General features: G+C 61.4%; 15 protein-coding genes and 1 pseudogene. 9 read left to right on the forward strand and 7 right to left on the reverse strand.

From position 1 onward, the window contains the following. Positions 1-4: 4 nt before the first annotated feature. The gene (locus tag AC1DV8_RS19205; protein ID WP_477158547.1) at positions 5-1,237 is read right to left on the reverse strand and encodes a GGDEF domain-containing protein; all 1,233 of its coding nucleotides are present in this window, start codon (positions 1,235-1,237) and stop codon (positions 5-7) included. Between the two features lie 158 nt (positions 1,238-1,395). Between AC1DV8_RS19205 and AC1DV8_RS19210 the strand changes: the two genes are divergently transcribed. From AC1DV8_RS19210 to AC1DV8_RS19220, 3 genes are all read left to right on the forward strand, one after another. Next, positions 1,396-2,310, forward strand: a complete 915-nt coding sequence (locus tag AC1DV8_RS19210) for a phosphotriesterase family protein (protein ID WP_477151697.1) — start codon at positions 1,396-1,398, stop codon at positions 2,308-2,310. Positions 2,311-2,411: 101 nt separating this feature from the next. Then, complete coding sequence (cfa, locus tag AC1DV8_RS19215; protein ID WP_477151698.1) at positions 2,412-3,527, forward strand: cyclopropane fatty acyl phospholipid synthase; 1,116 nt, start codon at positions 2,412-2,414, stop codon at positions 3,525-3,527. Between the two features lie 87 nt (positions 3,528-3,614). Then, the gene (locus tag AC1DV8_RS19220; protein ID WP_477151699.1) at positions 3,615-4,139 is read left to right on the forward strand and encodes a tetratricopeptide repeat protein; all 525 of its coding nucleotides are present in this window, start codon (positions 3,615-3,617) and stop codon (positions 4,137-4,139) included. Positions 4,140-4,172: 33 nt separating this feature from the next. Here the strand turns inward: AC1DV8_RS19220 and AC1DV8_RS19225 are convergent. Then, a pseudogene (locus AC1DV8_RS19225) lies at positions 4,173-5,063 on the reverse strand (YifB family Mg chelatase-like AAA ATPase); the annotation flags it as partial. A 520-nt stretch (positions 5,064-5,583) separates the two neighbouring features. Here AC1DV8_RS19225 and AC1DV8_RS19230 point away from each other — a divergent pair. Further along, entirely contained in the window at positions 5,584-6,591 is a 1,008-nt protein-coding gene (locus tag AC1DV8_RS19230) for a hypothetical protein (RefSeq protein WP_477158548.1), read from the forward strand. Between the two features lie 187 nt (positions 6,592-6,778). Next, positions 6,779-8,467, forward strand: coding sequence for a recombinase family protein (locus tag AC1DV8_RS19235; protein ID WP_477158549.1), 1,689 nt, complete (start codon positions 6,779-6,781; stop codon positions 8,465-8,467). A gap of 64 nt (positions 8,468-8,531) precedes the next feature. Here AC1DV8_RS19235 and AC1DV8_RS19240 read toward each other — a convergent pair whose 3' ends face one another. Further along, positions 8,532-9,302, reverse strand: a complete 771-nt coding sequence (locus tag AC1DV8_RS19240; RefSeq protein WP_477158550.1) for a hypothetical protein — start codon at positions 9,300-9,302, stop codon at positions 8,532-8,534. A 493-nt stretch (positions 9,303-9,795) separates the two neighbouring features. Here AC1DV8_RS19240 and AC1DV8_RS19245 point away from each other — a divergent pair, with 493 nt between their 5' ends. After that, positions 9,796-10,299: an SH3 domain-containing protein gene (locus AC1DV8_RS19245; protein ID WP_477158562.1), complete on the forward strand. Its 504-nt coding sequence runs from the start codon at positions 9,796-9,798 to the stop codon at positions 10,297-10,299. Here AC1DV8_RS19245 and AC1DV8_RS19250 read toward each other — a convergent pair. After that, positions 10,296-10,622: a helix-turn-helix domain-containing protein gene (locus AC1DV8_RS19250; protein ID WP_477158551.1), complete on the reverse strand. Its 327-nt coding sequence runs from the start codon at positions 10,620-10,622 to the stop codon at positions 10,296-10,298. The two genes, AC1DV8_RS19245 and AC1DV8_RS19250, sit on opposite strands and share 4 nt — an antisense overlap. 121 nt (positions 10,623-10,743) lie before the next feature. On the opposite strand from AC1DV8_RS19250, the gene AC1DV8_RS19255 reads away from it, so the two are divergent. From AC1DV8_RS19255 to AC1DV8_RS19265, 3 genes are all read left to right on the forward strand, one after another. Next, positions 10,744-11,097, forward strand: a complete 354-nt coding sequence (locus tag AC1DV8_RS19255) for a hypothetical protein (protein WP_477158552.1) — start codon at positions 10,744-10,746, stop codon at positions 11,095-11,097. Further along, positions 11,097-11,747 carry a hypothetical protein gene (locus AC1DV8_RS19260; protein WP_477158553.1) on the forward strand — a complete coding sequence of 217 codons (651 nt, stop codon included), beginning with the start codon at positions 11,097-11,099 and terminating at the stop codon, positions 11,745-11,747. Before AC1DV8_RS19255 ends, AC1DV8_RS19260 begins: the two co-directional genes overlap by 1 nt. Before the next feature lie 246 nt (positions 11,748-11,993). Beyond that, positions 11,994-12,224, forward strand: a complete 231-nt coding sequence (locus AC1DV8_RS19265) for a hypothetical protein (protein WP_477158554.1) — start codon at positions 11,994-11,996, stop codon at positions 12,222-12,224. Between the two features lie 239 nt (positions 12,225-12,463). Here AC1DV8_RS19265 and AC1DV8_RS19270 read toward each other — a convergent pair whose 3' ends face one another. From AC1DV8_RS19270 to AC1DV8_RS19280, 3 genes are all read right to left on the reverse strand, one after another. Further along, entirely contained in the window at positions 12,464-13,078 is a 615-nt protein-coding gene (locus AC1DV8_RS19270) for a general stress protein (protein WP_477158555.1), read from the reverse strand. A 142-nt stretch (positions 13,079-13,220) separates the two neighbouring features. Then, positions 13,221-14,000 carry an exodeoxyribonuclease III gene (gene xth, locus AC1DV8_RS19275; protein WP_477158556.1) on the reverse strand — a complete coding sequence of 260 codons (780 nt, stop codon included), beginning with the start codon at positions 13,998-14,000 and terminating at the stop codon, positions 13,221-13,223. Between the two features lie 50 nt (positions 14,001-14,050). Continuing rightward, the coding region (locus tag AC1DV8_RS19280) for a low affinity iron permease family protein (protein ID WP_477158557.1) at positions 14,051-14,335 on the reverse strand (285 nt) is incomplete at its 5' end.

The raw sequence follows: 14,335 nt of genomic DNA on the forward strand, positions 1-14,335 counted from the left end.
TCTCCTACGACGCCTTGCGCCGGCGCAAGCGGAGCAGGTCGTCGCCCTTGCTGGTAAGGAAGGGCGGCGAGACCCGGTTGCGGCCATGGTCCTTGGCGTCGTAGAGGGCCGCGTCGGCCTCACCGATGAGCTGCTGGAACTCGAGGCCGGCCACTCGTGCCGAGGCGACGCCGAAGCTGGCCGTGACCAGTTGCGGGGCCGGCCGAGCCGGATGGACGATCGCCGCAGCCTCGACCAGGCGCCGCAGCCGCTCGGCGGCGCCGACGGCCTGCGACAGCTCGGTGCGGCGCATCAGCACCAGGAACTCCTCGCCGCCGAACCGGAAGGCCTTGTCGCCGGCATTTCGCAGCCCCGACTGGAGGAGCGAGGCGACGTGCTTGAGGCACTGGTCGCCGGCGAGATGCCCAAGCGCATCGTTGTAGGGCTTGAAGTAGTCGATATCGATGAGTGCGATGGCGATGTCCTCGCCGGGCTGTGCAGCTTCGACGATGGCCGCGATCTCGCGCTCGAGCGCGCGGCGGTTGCCGACCCCGGTCAGCGGGTCGCTGAGCGACAGCTCTGAAAGCGTCAGGTTGGCGAGGTGCTCGCGCAGCGCGAGGAGATACGAGCGGCGAGACTCGCGCTCGAGGTGCCAGGAAGCGGTCAGCGCCATGACCACCGCGGCGAAAAAGATCACCACCTCGGCGATGAACTGCGCGAACTCGTGGTCGCGCGTCAGGAACATTTCCGACAGCATCAAGCCGAAGGTGAACAGGCACCCGGCGACGGCGTAGACGAACCGCACCCGCATCACCATGGCGATGAACAGCACCACCAGGATGATGGAGTTGTGCTGGATTTCGCGCAGCGGGCTCTCGCTCGCCTCGACTATCACCAAGGTCGTCAGCGCGGCGAGGACCGGGATGAGGGTGACCAGCCCTTCGCGGAGCGGGGCGGGCGGGTTGCGGCCGAGCAGGAGCAGCGCGAGCCCGACGAGAGGCAGCAATAGGCCGAGCCTCAGGCCAACGGCGAAGCCGAAAACATCCGGGGTCACCAGCCAGTCGGCAGCGAGATAGGCGATGAGGCAGAGGGTGCCGAGGATGCCTTGCCAGGCGAGCATGCGGCAGCGTGCCAGGCCGGTTTCGGCCTCGAAACGTGCCTCGAGCGCTGGTTCGAAAGCGAGGCGTGGCCCGCTTCTCTCGAGCTGGTGCTCGACCAGAGCCTCAGTGACCGCGACAGTGGAGGCGTCGGATGCCACCTTGGTCCTCGTGCCGAAGTTCTACTGGCCGCATTCTGCGGTTCGTGGCGTTAAGGAATAATAAGGAAATGGCTGAGCGTTTGCCGTAGCGCCGATTGTCAGAAGCGCCTTGCCAAGCGCGGCCACACGCGCAGACTTGGCACCCGAGGAGAGAGCCGATGAAACTGCTGCACACCACGCTCGGGCCGAAGCGGGCCGACGAACTCGGCATGATCCTGCCGCATGAACATGTGTTCGTCGACCTCAGGACCCCCGACCAGCCCGGCTACGCCGAGGCGGACCCCGCCAACGTCGTGCAAGTGATGGCGCCGGAGATCGAGGCGATCAGGGCGCGCGGCATCACCGCGCTGGTCGAATGCTCGACCGGCGGAGTGGGGCTCAGGGTGGATATCGACCTGGCGGTCAGCCAGGCCACCGGCTTTCCGATCGTCGTGCCGACCGGCAATTATCGCGAGCCGTGGATCCCCGACTGGGTGCGCGACGCCAGCGAGGCCGAGCTCGAGAACCGGATGTATCGCGATCTCGCCGAAGGTGTCGGTGAAACCGGGGTGAAGGCAGCCTGGATCAAGGTTTCGGCAGGCGATGAAGGCATCACGCCGCTGGAGGCGAAGATCCTCAGGGCTGCGGCGCGAGCCGCCCAGCGCACCGGTGCGGTGATCGGCAGCCACACCATCAAGGCCAGCGTGGTGATGGACCAGCTCGATATCATCGAGGCCGAAGGCTATCGCGCCGACCGTTTCATCTCGATCCACAGCCAGGAAGAAAAGGATTTCGGGCTCAACATCGCCGTGGCGCAGCGTGGCGCCTGGATCGAGTACGACCATGTCGGACGGGCGCCCGATGCGACGGTAAGCGAGCTGATCCTCCGCGCGCTGCAGGCCGGTCTGGGCCACCGGCTGCTGCTCAGCCACGATCGCGGCTGGTACGACCCGGCCCTGCCCGGCGGCGGCACGCCGACCCCCTATACGCACCTGAGCGACGTGATGCTGCCGCTGCTGCAGGCGGAGGGCGTCGACGATGCCACCGTCCGGCAGCTGACCGTGAGCAACCCGTTCGAGGCGTTTGCCCGCTGAGCAGCGAGGATGGCGAATAGCAGGGCAGCGCTGCTGCCCCTTGTCCGGGTCTCCCGGCGGCGGTACAATTTCGTTAGGATCATAACTAATGGGGTTCCGTGATGAGCGCCGGGCCAAAATCCTATTTCACCTCCATTCTCAAGGAAGCGGGGATCGAGCTCGGCGGCAGCCGGCCGTTCGACGTCACGGTGCATGACGACCGATTGTGGGCCCGGGCCATCAGTCACGGCACGCTGGGGTTCGGCGAGGCCTATATGGATGGCTGGTTCGACACCGATGCGCTGGATCAGTTCATCTACAAGCTGCTCGAATACGACATCTACGCGCACCTGAAGCCGGACCTGGGGCTGGCACTGAGCTTTGTGCGTGGGAGGCTGCTCAACCTGCAGCGCGCCCGCGTCACCGAGGTTGGCGAGCGGCACTACGACATCGGCAACGATCTCTACGCGGCGATGCTCGACAAGCGGATGATCTACTCGTGCGGCTACTGGGCCGAGGCGACGACGCTGGACGCGGCGCAGGAAGCCAAGCTCGACCTGATCTGCAAGAAGGTCGGGCTGCAGCCCGGCATGAAAGTGCTGGATATCGGCTCAGGCTGGGGCGGGTTCCTGAAATTCGCGGCCGAGCGCTACGGCATCGAGGGCGTCGGCATCACCATCAGTAAAGAGCAGGCAGCCTATGCCGAGGCGACCAAGGGCGCCCTGCCGATCGAGACCCGGCTGATGGACTACATGGCGCTCGAGGGGCAGTTCGATCGGGTGATCTCGATCGGCATGTTCGAGCATGTGGGCTACAAGAACTACGACGCCTATTTCCGTAAGGTGCGGTCGCTGCTCGTGCCCGACGGGCTGTTCCTGCTGCACACCATCGGCAACAATTTCACCTCGACCCACGGCGACCCGTGGACCGAGAAATACATCTTCCCCAACGGCATACTGCCCTCGATCAAGCAGATCGCGGCCGCCAGCGAGCGGGTGTTCGTGATGGAGGACTGGCACAATTTCGGTGCCGACTACGACAGGACGCTGATGGCCTGGTGGGCCAATTTCGATGCGGCGTGGCCCAGCCTCAAGGACAAGTACGGCGACCGCTTCTGGCGGATGTGGCGGTTCTACCTGCACGTGTTCGCGGCGATGTTCCGGGCCCGCAACATCCATCTGTGGCAGCTGGTGCTGAGCCCGGACGGCATTCCGGGCGGCTACCGCCGGATCTCTTGAGGCGGCGGAATAAACTCGAATCTTGGGTGTTGTTCCTGTTAGCCGACCGGTTGCGGCGGCGAGGGGAGCATGGCCCAGGAGATCCATATGCCATTCAAATATCTGACGAAAAGCTTGACGATTCTGGCCGGCGCGACGCTCGTCGCCAGCATGCTGGCAGCCGCGCCGGTCTACGCCGTCGATGGTGGCGGTAGTGGCGGCGGCGGGAACAGCGGTGGCGGTGGTGGCGGCAGCGATGGCACCTCGGAAGTGGTGCGCGTTCCGTCGCTCGACGACGCCCGGGTGCTGATCCGCGCCAAGAAGTGGAAATCGGCGGTCAGCATGCTCAAGCAGATCGTCCGCGCCGATCCAGGCAGTGCCGAAGCCAACAACCTGCTCGGCTACTCGCTGCGCAAGACCGGCGACTACAAGAACGCCCAGGGCTTCTATCTCAAGGCGTTGAAGCTCAGCCCCGGCCACAAGGGGGCGCACGAATATCTGGGCGAGCTCTATGTCGAGGTCGGCCAGATGAAGAAGGCCCAGCAGATGCTGGCGCAACTCGAAAAGCTGTGCGGCAACAAGACCTGCGAGGAATACGAGGACCTCGCGAAATTCATCGCCGCCAAGAGCTGACGACCATGCCTCCGCCGTGACAAGGCGGAGGCCCTACCCCAGGGCCAGGTTCAATCGATAACTCAGGGCTTCGGCCAAATGCGGGCGCGCGACCTTTTCGGCGCCCGCGAGGTCTGCGAGCGTTCGCGCCACCTTCAGCACGCGGTGGTAGGCACGGGCCGAAAGGTTGAAACGTTCGGCGGCCTGCAGGAGGAGGGTCTGGCTATCCTTGTCGGGGTCGACCAGCTTTTCGATCAGTGACGGGCCGGCCGCGGCGTTGGTGAAGACGTCGGGATGGCCGGCTTCAAGATAGCGCTGGCGCTGGCGTTCACGGGCTTTCTCGACGCGCGCGGCGACGGCAGCGGAGGGTTCGGCAGTCGCCGGGCCGATCATGTCGGCGGCGGAGACGGCGGGGACGTCGATGCGCAGGTCGATGCGATCGAGGAAGGGGCCGGAGACGCGGCCCTGGTAGTCGAGCGCGCAGCGGTCGCCGCGCTTGCAGGTGTGGCCGGGCGTGCCGGCGAGCCCGCATTTGCAGGGGTTCATCGCGGCCACGAGCTGGAAGCGGGCGGGGAAACTGACATGCGCGTTGGCGCGGGCGATCACGGTCTCGCCTGCTTCAAGCGGCTGGCGCAGACTGTCGAGTACCGATGGCGAGAATTCAGGCAGCTCATCGAGAAACAGCACGCCGTTATGGGCGAGGCTCGCTTCGCCCGGACGCACCCGCAGGCCACCGCCGACCAGCGCTGCCATCGAGGCGGAATGGTGCGGGGCGCGGAACGGGCGGCGATCGGACAGGGCACCGCCGGCCAGTTCGCCAGCGATCGACTGGATCATCGACACATCAAGCAGCTCGCGCGGGTTGAGCGGCGGCAGGATCGAGGGTAGCCGGGCCGCCAGCATGGACTTGCCGGCACCGGGCGGCCCGATCATCAGCCTGTTGTGTGGCATTCCCGACCATGGCGGCGCCCGCGAAATGCCGCACAACGTGAACGTGTTGTGGACAATTCTCAAGCAATCAGTGCGACTACGCCGTGTGATCTTGTTGTCGGCAACTACGCGCGTTCGGCCCCGCGGGTATCGAGCGTCGGCACAGGGCCGGTCATGCTCGTCGCGGTTGTTCCGCCCGCATTCCGGGCGCTGTCATAGACACCCGGTCAAATCCATGGACGAGCAGCCCAACGCATTTCCCGCGGACCGTCAAAATTAGAAGATTTTTCCACGCTTGATCATATCCATCATACATCTAACGAGTTGAACCGATTCACAGATCATATACATGATACATATGAGACGCCGAGAACTTTCTTTGCTTTCTTCCTGTGTTCGGTTGCTTCTCCAATACTTGCAGCATACATCAGAGCTCGTCGACTACTGACGATCAGTGGTAGCGACTATCGCAACCGCGTGGACAGATTATCGCGATATTCGAAAAATTCTGTCCATCAACATGAAAGACCTTATCATGCTCTACAGTATCCCCACCCTCGACCTCGAAATCGAGAAACCGGGTGCAGCGGAATCTGAGCCCCCGACCTGGCTCGTTGAACGAACAATGGAGTCGGGGCGGTGGGTTCTGGGCGGCGAGTGTTCGGCATCAGATCGGACCAAGCTTCTTCTCGACATGGCCGCAGCCTTCAGCAATGGCACTCCCCTCTTCGGCGGCATCGCTGAGCCCCAGAACGTCGCGTACATCAACTATTCAAAGTCCGCCGAGGCGTCTGCGGAACATCTTCAGCAGGTTGGCTTGAAAGCGGGCGATCTGCTCTCGATCCATCATCCACGGTACATTGGCCCGAACTCGCTGCATTCGTTGATCCGCGAAGCAATGCCGAACGGCGGTCTGGTCCTTATCGACGGCATCACCGGCAGCATCTTTGGCGGTCGGAAGGAAACGCTCGACTGGCTTGAGGTAGTGATGGCATCTGCCGCGCCCAAATCGAGCCTGATCGTGGCGCTCCCCGAAGGGATCTCAAGCTCAAGGACGCTTAGGAACCGCGAAGAACGCCTCCTGCGCTATGCCAATTTGCTGTGGCTCAAATCGGAGAAAGGGCAGTTGAACCTTGAGCTTCGACCGCACAATTCCGACGACTCAAACTTCTACTTTGGCGAGAGTGGCTGGCAGAGGTCACATGGTCGGAATCCATTGAACCCCACGGAAGCGGCAATTGTGGACACTTTGAGGAACACCAACGGCGCCCTGACGAACCTCGAGATTCAAAACCGGGTAGAAGCCGGCATGGCGACTAAGGTTTCCGATCGCTTCCACAAGATCATCCAGAGGGTCCGCGCCGACGAGGCCATCTGCCGGCATCCCAAGATCGACGGGCTGTACTACCATCCAGATGCGTGGAGTCCTGACATCGAAAGCGGCAGCTCTCCAACTAGCGGCGCCCCATCTTCAGAGGCCAACGATGGGCGTAACGAGACGCAGATCGTCGCTCTTTCAGCAGCGATCAAGTCAACGGCCTAGTACTGGCCACCCTGCACAACGCAACCGTCATCAACCGTTCGGGTGGTCTGCCTAGCAATCGTTCGCGGCAGGCCACCCTGGAGACTCGGCAATGGAGCGCGTCACTCCACTGAGTCTCCGACTTCTTCCTGGTTGATGGCCGCCAGCTTCTTTCGCAAGCTCATCGGCCCCTTGCCGCAGGTCACCAATGAAACCCCGAGCGTATTCATACATCCGTATCTCAACGGACATTCAGCGAAAGGGTGATGGGCTCAACCGCCAACTCCAGCTGTCAGCTGAATACGCATCTAAGATCGGATTAGAACTTGATACTGCTTTTCGACTGAGGGACGAAGGTGTCTCGGCGTTCCGGGGAGACAACGCAACGAGTGGCAAGCTCCGGGAGTTTCTAGACGCCGTCTCAGACGGAAGGGTGCCTAAGGGATCCTTCCTCCTCATTGAATCCCTGGACCGCCTCAGCCGCCAAACGGTGGTTCAGTCACTCTTCCTCTTTCTCGATCTGATCAGAGCTGGGATCAATATCGTTACACTCGCGGATGAGCGCGTGTACGGAGCTGATGTTGATGAAATGCAGCTGATCATGTCCATTTTCGTGATGAGCCGAGCCCACGAAGAATCTGAAATCAAGAGCATGCGCCTCGCCAAGGCATGGGAAGCTAAGCGGGCCGACGCCAAGAGCAAAAAGCTGACCGGCAAATGCCCCATGTGGCTGCAGCTTTCCTCTGACAAAGGCTCCTTTTTACTGATCGATGATCGCGTAGCCACCATCCGGAAGATATTCACCTGGTCGGCTGAGGGGGCGGGAGCATTCACCATAGCCCGTCGACTAAACCGCCTCGGCGAGGCCTCGTTCAAAGGTCTTTCTTCCTGGGGCACCAGCTCCGTAAGCAAGATACTGGGTAACCGCGCCGTATTGGGCGAGATGCAACCCCACATGATGGTCGACGGTCGTCGCAAACCGATCGACGATCCGATAACAGGTTACTTCCCCCAAATTGTCGATGAAGAGCTGTTCGAGAGGGCACAAGGCGCTCGCATAAGTCGGCGTGTGTCCTCCGCCGGACGGCGCGGTGTCGGACAGCAAAATCTCTTCACCCACGTGGCGAAATGCGCACGCTGCGGATCACCGATGCACCTTCTCGATAAGGGTCCCAAACCTAAGGGATCAGTAATCCTTCGCTGCAGCTCAGCAATAAAGGGCACCGGGTGCAGGGCGAAAAGCTGGAACTACCAGCACTTCGAGACAGCCTTCCTCTCGTACGTTAGAGAGGTCGGACTGCGAGAGCTGATTGGCGGCGAAGGGTCCTTGGAGAGCTTGGCGAAAGCTGAAGCGATCCGTCAAAGCGAGGCCCGCCTCGCGGAGCTGCGTCACAAGCGCGACCGAACATTTGACCTCGCTTCGGCCGAAGAGCTTAGCGAGGAGTTCTATCGTCAAAAGGCCGACGCGCTCTTTCGCCAAATTCGGGAGGAGGAAGCTCGTCTCGACCAGTTCCGCGCTCATTTCGCCTCGCTGCAGTCCGTGGCACGCGTCGAAAACATCGACGAGCTGATCAGCGCTGTCCAACCGGCCTCACTCGAGAACGAGGAGGTTCGAATACGGGCTTCTGCAGCAATCAAGGCAATCGTTCGATCGCTGAAGCTGGAGGCAGAAGAACCATCAAGCCCTCTCCTTCTCCCGTTGCTCAACACAATCGTTGGGCCCGTTGAAATGAGGGTTGTCGACCGCCAGAACCGTTCTCGTGCAAGCTTTCGAGTTTCACTACTCGGTGGTGTCGAGCGTCGGGTAGTCGTCAACAAGTCCGATGGGACGATGTCTGTCTCCGAATGGTCTGACGAGATTTGTCAGGCGAAGCTCGCGAAGGTGTCGGAGCGCTGATGTCTCGGACGCGGCGACCTTCGCGTTAGACTCCGAGCCGAGCGGCGGCTCCAATGCCGATTGGTTAGAACGGTTCCTTGCACTTGGGCGGCTCGACTGGTGGACGCGGATACCCGTAGCTGCCGCCAGCCGGGTTCGGATAGATGCGGTACAGCTCGCCCGACCACATGTTCGCGCCGCTTCGATAGCGGTCGTTCATCAAGTGGCAAACTCCTTTGGCGCTGTATCCGATGTAGTTCTCCAGCGCCGACCGATTGCCGAGTTCCATCGTCACCCGTGCCGGGTCGAACCGAGAAATCTCGTACTTGTCGAAGAGCATTCGGCTCCTGGCGGAGATGGTCTTCATCAAGGTCGGAAGCACTTCTTGTGCTCGGTCTATGTGACTCTCTGGATACCCCATGAAGCCGTGCGCATGAGGACCCTTAAGGTCCCTTAGCGGTGGGGCCTCCTTCCAGTAACGTGACCCATCAAAATCGATGAAGAAGCCGGCCACCGGGAGCTGATCCCTTCGGGAAAACTCCCGCCACGCGCTCCCGTATACCAGCGAGTTCGCTACATTCACGATGTAGTTGATCTCGTTGAGCTCGAAGCTGACATCGATATACGGCTTCGGGTCGTACTGCTCCTCATTCACAGGACGGAAAGCGCCAGTCTGTGCCTTCCAGGCCCGTGCGCGACGCTCGTCTGACTTCAGCGTGATCGTATAGAGGCAATCAGACGCGATGCGGTCTAGAACCTTACGATCGTAAGATTTTCTTCGGGTGTAGTACTTGCTGATCTCGTTGACGGTGTTTTCGATCAGAGCTCGTTTGATGCGGACAGGCGAATAGAGCATATGATTTTCCAGTATTGTACTATTGCAGGGCGAAGCCTGCGCCAGGCGATGATGGTGAGGCCAAGTCTTCACGTGGCTGCTTGAGCGACTGAGAATAACGATGGCAGCGGCTCGGGGTCGGCGGACTGGCCGGCAAGCTGTTCATCACGAAGATTGAGGGCTGATCCGGCGGAGGGCCGGCTCGCATACTCATATGTATGCTTGCGGATCTGGCGACAGCCAGCGTCAATGGAATGTCTGCTACGGTGCAGCCGCTAGGGGTGTCAACGGCCGCGTGGACATAGCCCAAGGCCGCCGCCCATTTTCGAGCCTCGACTATTGCCGAAGCAAGTGCTGAACTTCCCCGGGGGCGAGCAGAATGGCTATGCGTGAGTCCCGATGGGGATGGATACTGTCCTTGTTGGCAGTCGTCTTCGTCTGGAGCGTCATCACGGATGACAATGACCAACGCAGCGCTCCGCGACCAACCTCGTCAAACATTCGGCGGGCGGCTATGAGCCCCTCACCTGCTGCGGGCGATGGCACATTTCAACGGATTGCCAACCCCGGGCCACTTTTCGTTGTCGCCGACACGCTTAACGTCAGGTCGACGCCGTCTACTTCGGGTGCCGTACTGCTGAAGATTGCGCGCGGGACCGCCGTCGCCCCGACGCACCGAGCCGGGCAGTGGGTCGGTGTTGCCCTGGACAATGGCTCGTTGGGTTGGCTGCACAGTGACTTCCTGTCCGACAAACGGCCCAGCGAGCCGGTGGCGATCGCAAGATCGGAAGCAGCAACGCCCACTCAGGCCTACGATCGCGGCGAGGTCGTTCAGTCAATTATCCGAGCAAGCTTGGCGGCCTACCCAGGCCCATGCCCTTGCCCGTATAATCGCATGAGGAAGGGTGGCCAGTGCGGGGGGCGGAGCGCATACAGCAAGCCAGGCGGATATAGCCCAATCTGCTACCCCGGCGATGTGACCGAGGCAATGATCGCCGACTTTGTAACCCGGCGCTAAGGTCGCTTTCGAAGTTCCACGATGACGGTTCGTATCCACTCGAGTTCTCGGTCCGACATCGACGACAGATCGTCCGTGAGCCGTACGAGCACTTCTCGCGGTTTGGTCGGCTGATCAGGTTCAAAAAGCACTGATGGATCGACCTCCAGAGCCTCAGACAGGCGAGCCACTACGTCGAAGCTCGCGCCTATGCGGCTGGTTTCAAGTCGCTTGATGGTGTCGACGCTTAGCCCAGACGTCGTTGCGAGGGCTTCTTGGGTAAGATTCCGTCGCTTTCTGGCTGAGGCAAGACGATTGCCAAAACGCTCTTTCAGATCGGTCACGCACCCAGCCCCTTCGCCTCAACATTAGGGCGATGTGCTGAACCGCGTCAGGGATACCTAGTACTCCTTGAGATGTTTGTTCGTGTATGTGATATACACGATCATCACTCTGGAGGTGCAAATGAAGGCGTTACTTAGTTCAGTTTTTGCGGTGCTCGTGTCGAGCCCGACCCTTGCGCAGTTCGGGCCGATGCCGGCCAACCAGGTCGGCCCGTCGATGATTACCCAGCTTGAGGCCATGTTTTCCGAAGCAGCGGTGACCTGCTTGAAAGATGCACTGGTCGAGGCTGGCAAGCGTACAGAACCGTACCTGTTTTCGAGTGACTATCGGGTGGGTCAGCTTTGGGTTGCCACAATGGAGAGCGTGGGTCGAGAAGACATCCCGACCTTTATCTGCACGCCAAATGGGTTGGCTGACACGCCCGAGAAAATGGGTGAGGCCGTCATGGCGCTTCAGATGGTCAGCGGTAACTGATGGTCCGTGATGGCGACCACATGATTGCCGAACTTACGACGGCGCTACAGCGGGCTCTCGCTCCCATCGCCTACGTCCACACCGCAGACACCGAAGAAGCCGATACTCGCGCGGCTGCAGCGGACAGCGCCAAAGCTCACGCAGGGCTGATGCTCTTCATGACTGAAGGGCTCATCCGCGCATCTGTTCGGCAGCGCGAGAAAGGCATCTGCGATGTGGCCAGTGTCGTGCATAACGCTTGGCTGCGCTGGCTTCAACTCGGGGGCCGGCACGCTCGAATCGAAGTGCCGATGGACGGCTGGTTAGTGGACCGGTACCCGCGTGAGTGGCTGCAGCCGGCGAGCGGCTTCGCTGATGCCTTAGCCACGACAAGCTCGATCGGGCGACCCTCGTCGTTGCGTGGCCGTGTTGAACTGCCGTCGCCTGTCTTCAAGCCATTGAGCCACTGTCACCTTGGGAGAGCGGAGAACGACCTACGGCGAGATCTGGCCGCGATACTTGGCGTCGGCACAATAGTCGAAGGGCCGGGCGAGGCTGCTCGACGGATGCCCGTCGAACTTCGTTCCGTCGCCGAGGCGCTCTTCCGGGACCTTTACCTTACTATACAGTGCCTGCCGGTCGGTGGTTGGGCTCGCTATCCAGGACATTGACGATGAAAGCTCTCACCATCGGCTCGTTAACGGCTACACTCTGTCTCGTTCCCTTAGCGAGCCAAGCTGGCGACCGCATGCGCATCGAAACCCTGGCGGACGGTGCGGGCGTCTACAACAGACTCGTGGCGCGGAACATGAGCACCGAAACGCTTACAATCACCGGCGGTCGTTTCAACGGACGCGACGACTGCGAAAATGGTCGCGGCTACCTACAGCTATGCGCGGCGACCAGAGCATATCGTTATGGCACTCGACTACGGGCTTGAGGATCTGGATGCCATCGCGAGTAGGGCGTGGTTGTTCAGCGCAGCTCCGGTGCTCGCTCCGTTTGACTTAAGGTCAGGCGAGGCGCTGGAGCTCTACCTAGACGGCTCGGCCTGCATTCAGAACGGCTCCGATATCGTGCTGATAGAGATCAACACTACGCGCGGCCCCATCACTTTCTCGCCGGGCGAAGTTCTTCCGCAGCACTAGGACGAGGGCATCGTCAACCTCATCGGCGGCCACAAGGGTGTTATCCTGGTACCGGGATCCCGCTGGTATTCCGACCATCGGCTACGGCTTCCACACCTAGCGGATCCCGATGTTCCGCGACTGGGGCGATATATCAAAGGCGAGGCATACGAGATAAGTTGCAAGGGACGCACCGGCCGCCTCCCAACTTCGAGCGTAACGGCCCCGCAACCTAGCGCCTGCGGGGCCTTTCGTATCGCTTAGCTACGCAACACGGGCGGAACTAGGCCGGCGCGATAGTCGCGGACCTGATCGGCCTGGTACGGGTCGGAAGTTTCGTCAAAGCCCTCCCAACCCTCTGCTTCGTAGTCGCGGCGGCGCGCCTCGATGTCCACAACGCTCGAGTCCTTGAGGATCGCAGTGGCTGCATCAGCCCGGCTATCGTCGACGCGGACTGTCACCAGAATGCCGCCACGGCGCACGCCTTCCGCGTAAACGTGAGCGTCGCGCTCATCGACGCCCGCATCGGTCAGAGCACCAATCAGTCCGCCCGCTGCACCGCCAACAGCTGCACCAGCGGCGGCACCTATCGCCGTAGCCAGCAGCCAGCCGCCCGCCACTACGGGACCTACACCCGGTATGGCCAGCATGCCGAGCCCGGCAAGCAGTCCACCGGTGCCACCGACAACCGCGCCCACGCCAGCTCCTGCGCCGACGCCCTCGGCAACATCGTCGCCCTTGTCGGTGTCGTAGGTGCCGTCGGCATTGTTGGCGACGATCGAGATGTCCTCGCCGTTGACGCCGGCATCCTTCAGCGACCGGACCGCCCGGTCGGCTTGGTCATGGGTGTCGAATAGCCCTGTGATCGTGCGCATTGTTCTTGTTCTCCTAGTTGAGGGTCCCGGATTGGAACTGGGGTCTCAACGAGGCTGGGAAGCATGCGTTCCTTGAATCCGAGGGCAGCCTAATTCGGGAAAATGGCCCCGGCCTCCAGGAGACCGGGAATCATCCCGACCCTCATATCGCAAGTTTGATCCACGCTGGCGCGTGGTCGCTCGGCTTGTCCCAACCGCGGGTCTCTACGTCGACGCCAGCGTCGAGCAATGAGCCATCGAGCGACGGACTGATTAGCACGTGATCCATGCGCAACCCTGAGTTGCGGTCGTAGCCACCGCGGTACGAGAAGTTCCAATAAGTGTAGATGCCTTTCGCCGGGTGGATGACCCTGAGAGCGTCGATCCAGCCTTGCTCAAGTAGCGTCGCGTAGGCACTTCGCGCTTCCGGGAACGTTACGGCGTCCCAGATCCATCGAGCTGGCACCACGGCATCGATGTCCGTCGGCACAACGTTGAAGTCACCGCAGAGCACCGTCCGTGCGCCGGCCGCCAGCAGCGTGCCTGCATGATCGATCAGGCGTTCAAACCAGCGCATTTTGTAGTCGAATTTCGGCCCTGGTGCCGGGTTGCCGTTAGGCAGGTATAGGCAGCCGACGATGAGGTTGCCTACCACGGCCTCGAGATAGCGGCTGTGGGTATCATCTGGGTCGCCGGGCACCCCCCGGCGACGCTCGATTGGTTTGGTCCCGCGAGCCAGGATGGCGACACCGTTGTAGGATTTCTGCCCGTGCCAGATCGAATGGAACCCAGCCTCTTCGATGGCTTGCTCAGGAAACTTCTCGTCGGACGTTTTCAGCTCTTGCAGGCACACTACGTCGCTGTCGGTTTGGGCCAGCCATTTCAGCAGGACCGGCAGTCGACCGTTGACACCATTGACGTTGAAGGTGGCTATCGAGGTCATTGGCGAGGATCTTTCCAATTGGGGCGAAGTGGCGGGCGCAGTCGGACTGATCAGCGCCGCGTAAGCCCAGCGTCTTCGATCGCGTCTTCGATCGCTTCGGCCGCTTCGCGCTCGACCCGACTCCGCTCTTCTTCGATCTCTCGGGCATCGAGGTGCTCAAGCCCAACAACCTTGTTCGTCGCCGGCGAGTGCTCGATCAGGTAGTCGAGCTTCACGTGCAGGGCCGCCTCACTGCGCGCGCCGGCCACAAGGATAACGCCACTGATGACGATGGCCGCCACCGAGAGGAAAATGTTGAAGCCGAACATGAAGCCTTCGTTGAATTGCAACGCAGC

The organism is Devosia sp. P3_B2 (assembly GCF_056402875.1).

Excerpts from the sequence above, each read along its gene's own strand:
- AC1DV8_RS19210 (WP_477151697.1), top strand. The coding sequence starts at position 1,396 with ATGAAACTGCTGCACACCACGCTCGGGCCGAAGCGGGCCGACGAACTC.
- cfa (WP_477151698.1), top strand. The coding sequence starts at position 2,412 with ATGAGCGCCGGGCCAAAATCCTATTTCACCTCCATTCTCAAGGAAGCG.
- AC1DV8_RS19220 (WP_477151699.1), top strand. The coding sequence starts at position 3,615 with ATGCCATTCAAATATCTGACGAAAAGCTTGACGATTCTGGCCGGCGCG.
- AC1DV8_RS19230 (WP_477158548.1), top strand. The coding sequence starts at position 5,584 with ATGCTCTACAGTATCCCCACCCTCGACCTCGAAATCGAGAAACCGGGT.
- AC1DV8_RS19235 (WP_477158549.1), top strand. The coding sequence starts at position 6,779 with ATGAAACCCCGAGCGTATTCATACATCCGTATCTCAACGGACATTCAG.
- AC1DV8_RS19240 (WP_477158550.1), bottom strand. The coding sequence starts at position 9,302 with ATGCTCTATTCGCCTGTCCGCATCAAACGAGCTCTGATCGAAAACACC.
- AC1DV8_RS19245 (WP_477158562.1), top strand. The coding sequence starts at position 9,796 with ATGAGCCCCTCACCTGCTGCGGGCGATGGCACATTTCAACGGATTGCC.
- AC1DV8_RS19255 (WP_477158552.1), top strand. The coding sequence starts at position 10,744 with ATGAAGGCGTTACTTAGTTCAGTTTTTGCGGTGCTCGTGTCGAGCCCG.
- AC1DV8_RS19260 (WP_477158553.1), top strand. The coding sequence starts at position 11,097 with ATGGTCCGTGATGGCGACCACATGATTGCCGAACTTACGACGGCGCTA.
- AC1DV8_RS19265 (WP_477158554.1), top strand. The coding sequence starts at position 11,994 with ATGGCACTCGACTACGGGCTTGAGGATCTGGATGCCATCGCGAGTAGG.
- AC1DV8_RS19270 (WP_477158555.1), bottom strand. The coding sequence starts at position 13,078 with ATGCGCACGATCACAGGGCTATTCGACACCCATGACCAAGCCGACCGG.
- xth (WP_477158556.1), bottom strand. The coding sequence starts at position 14,000 with ATGACCTCGATAGCCACCTTCAACGTCAATGGTGTCAACGGTCGACTG.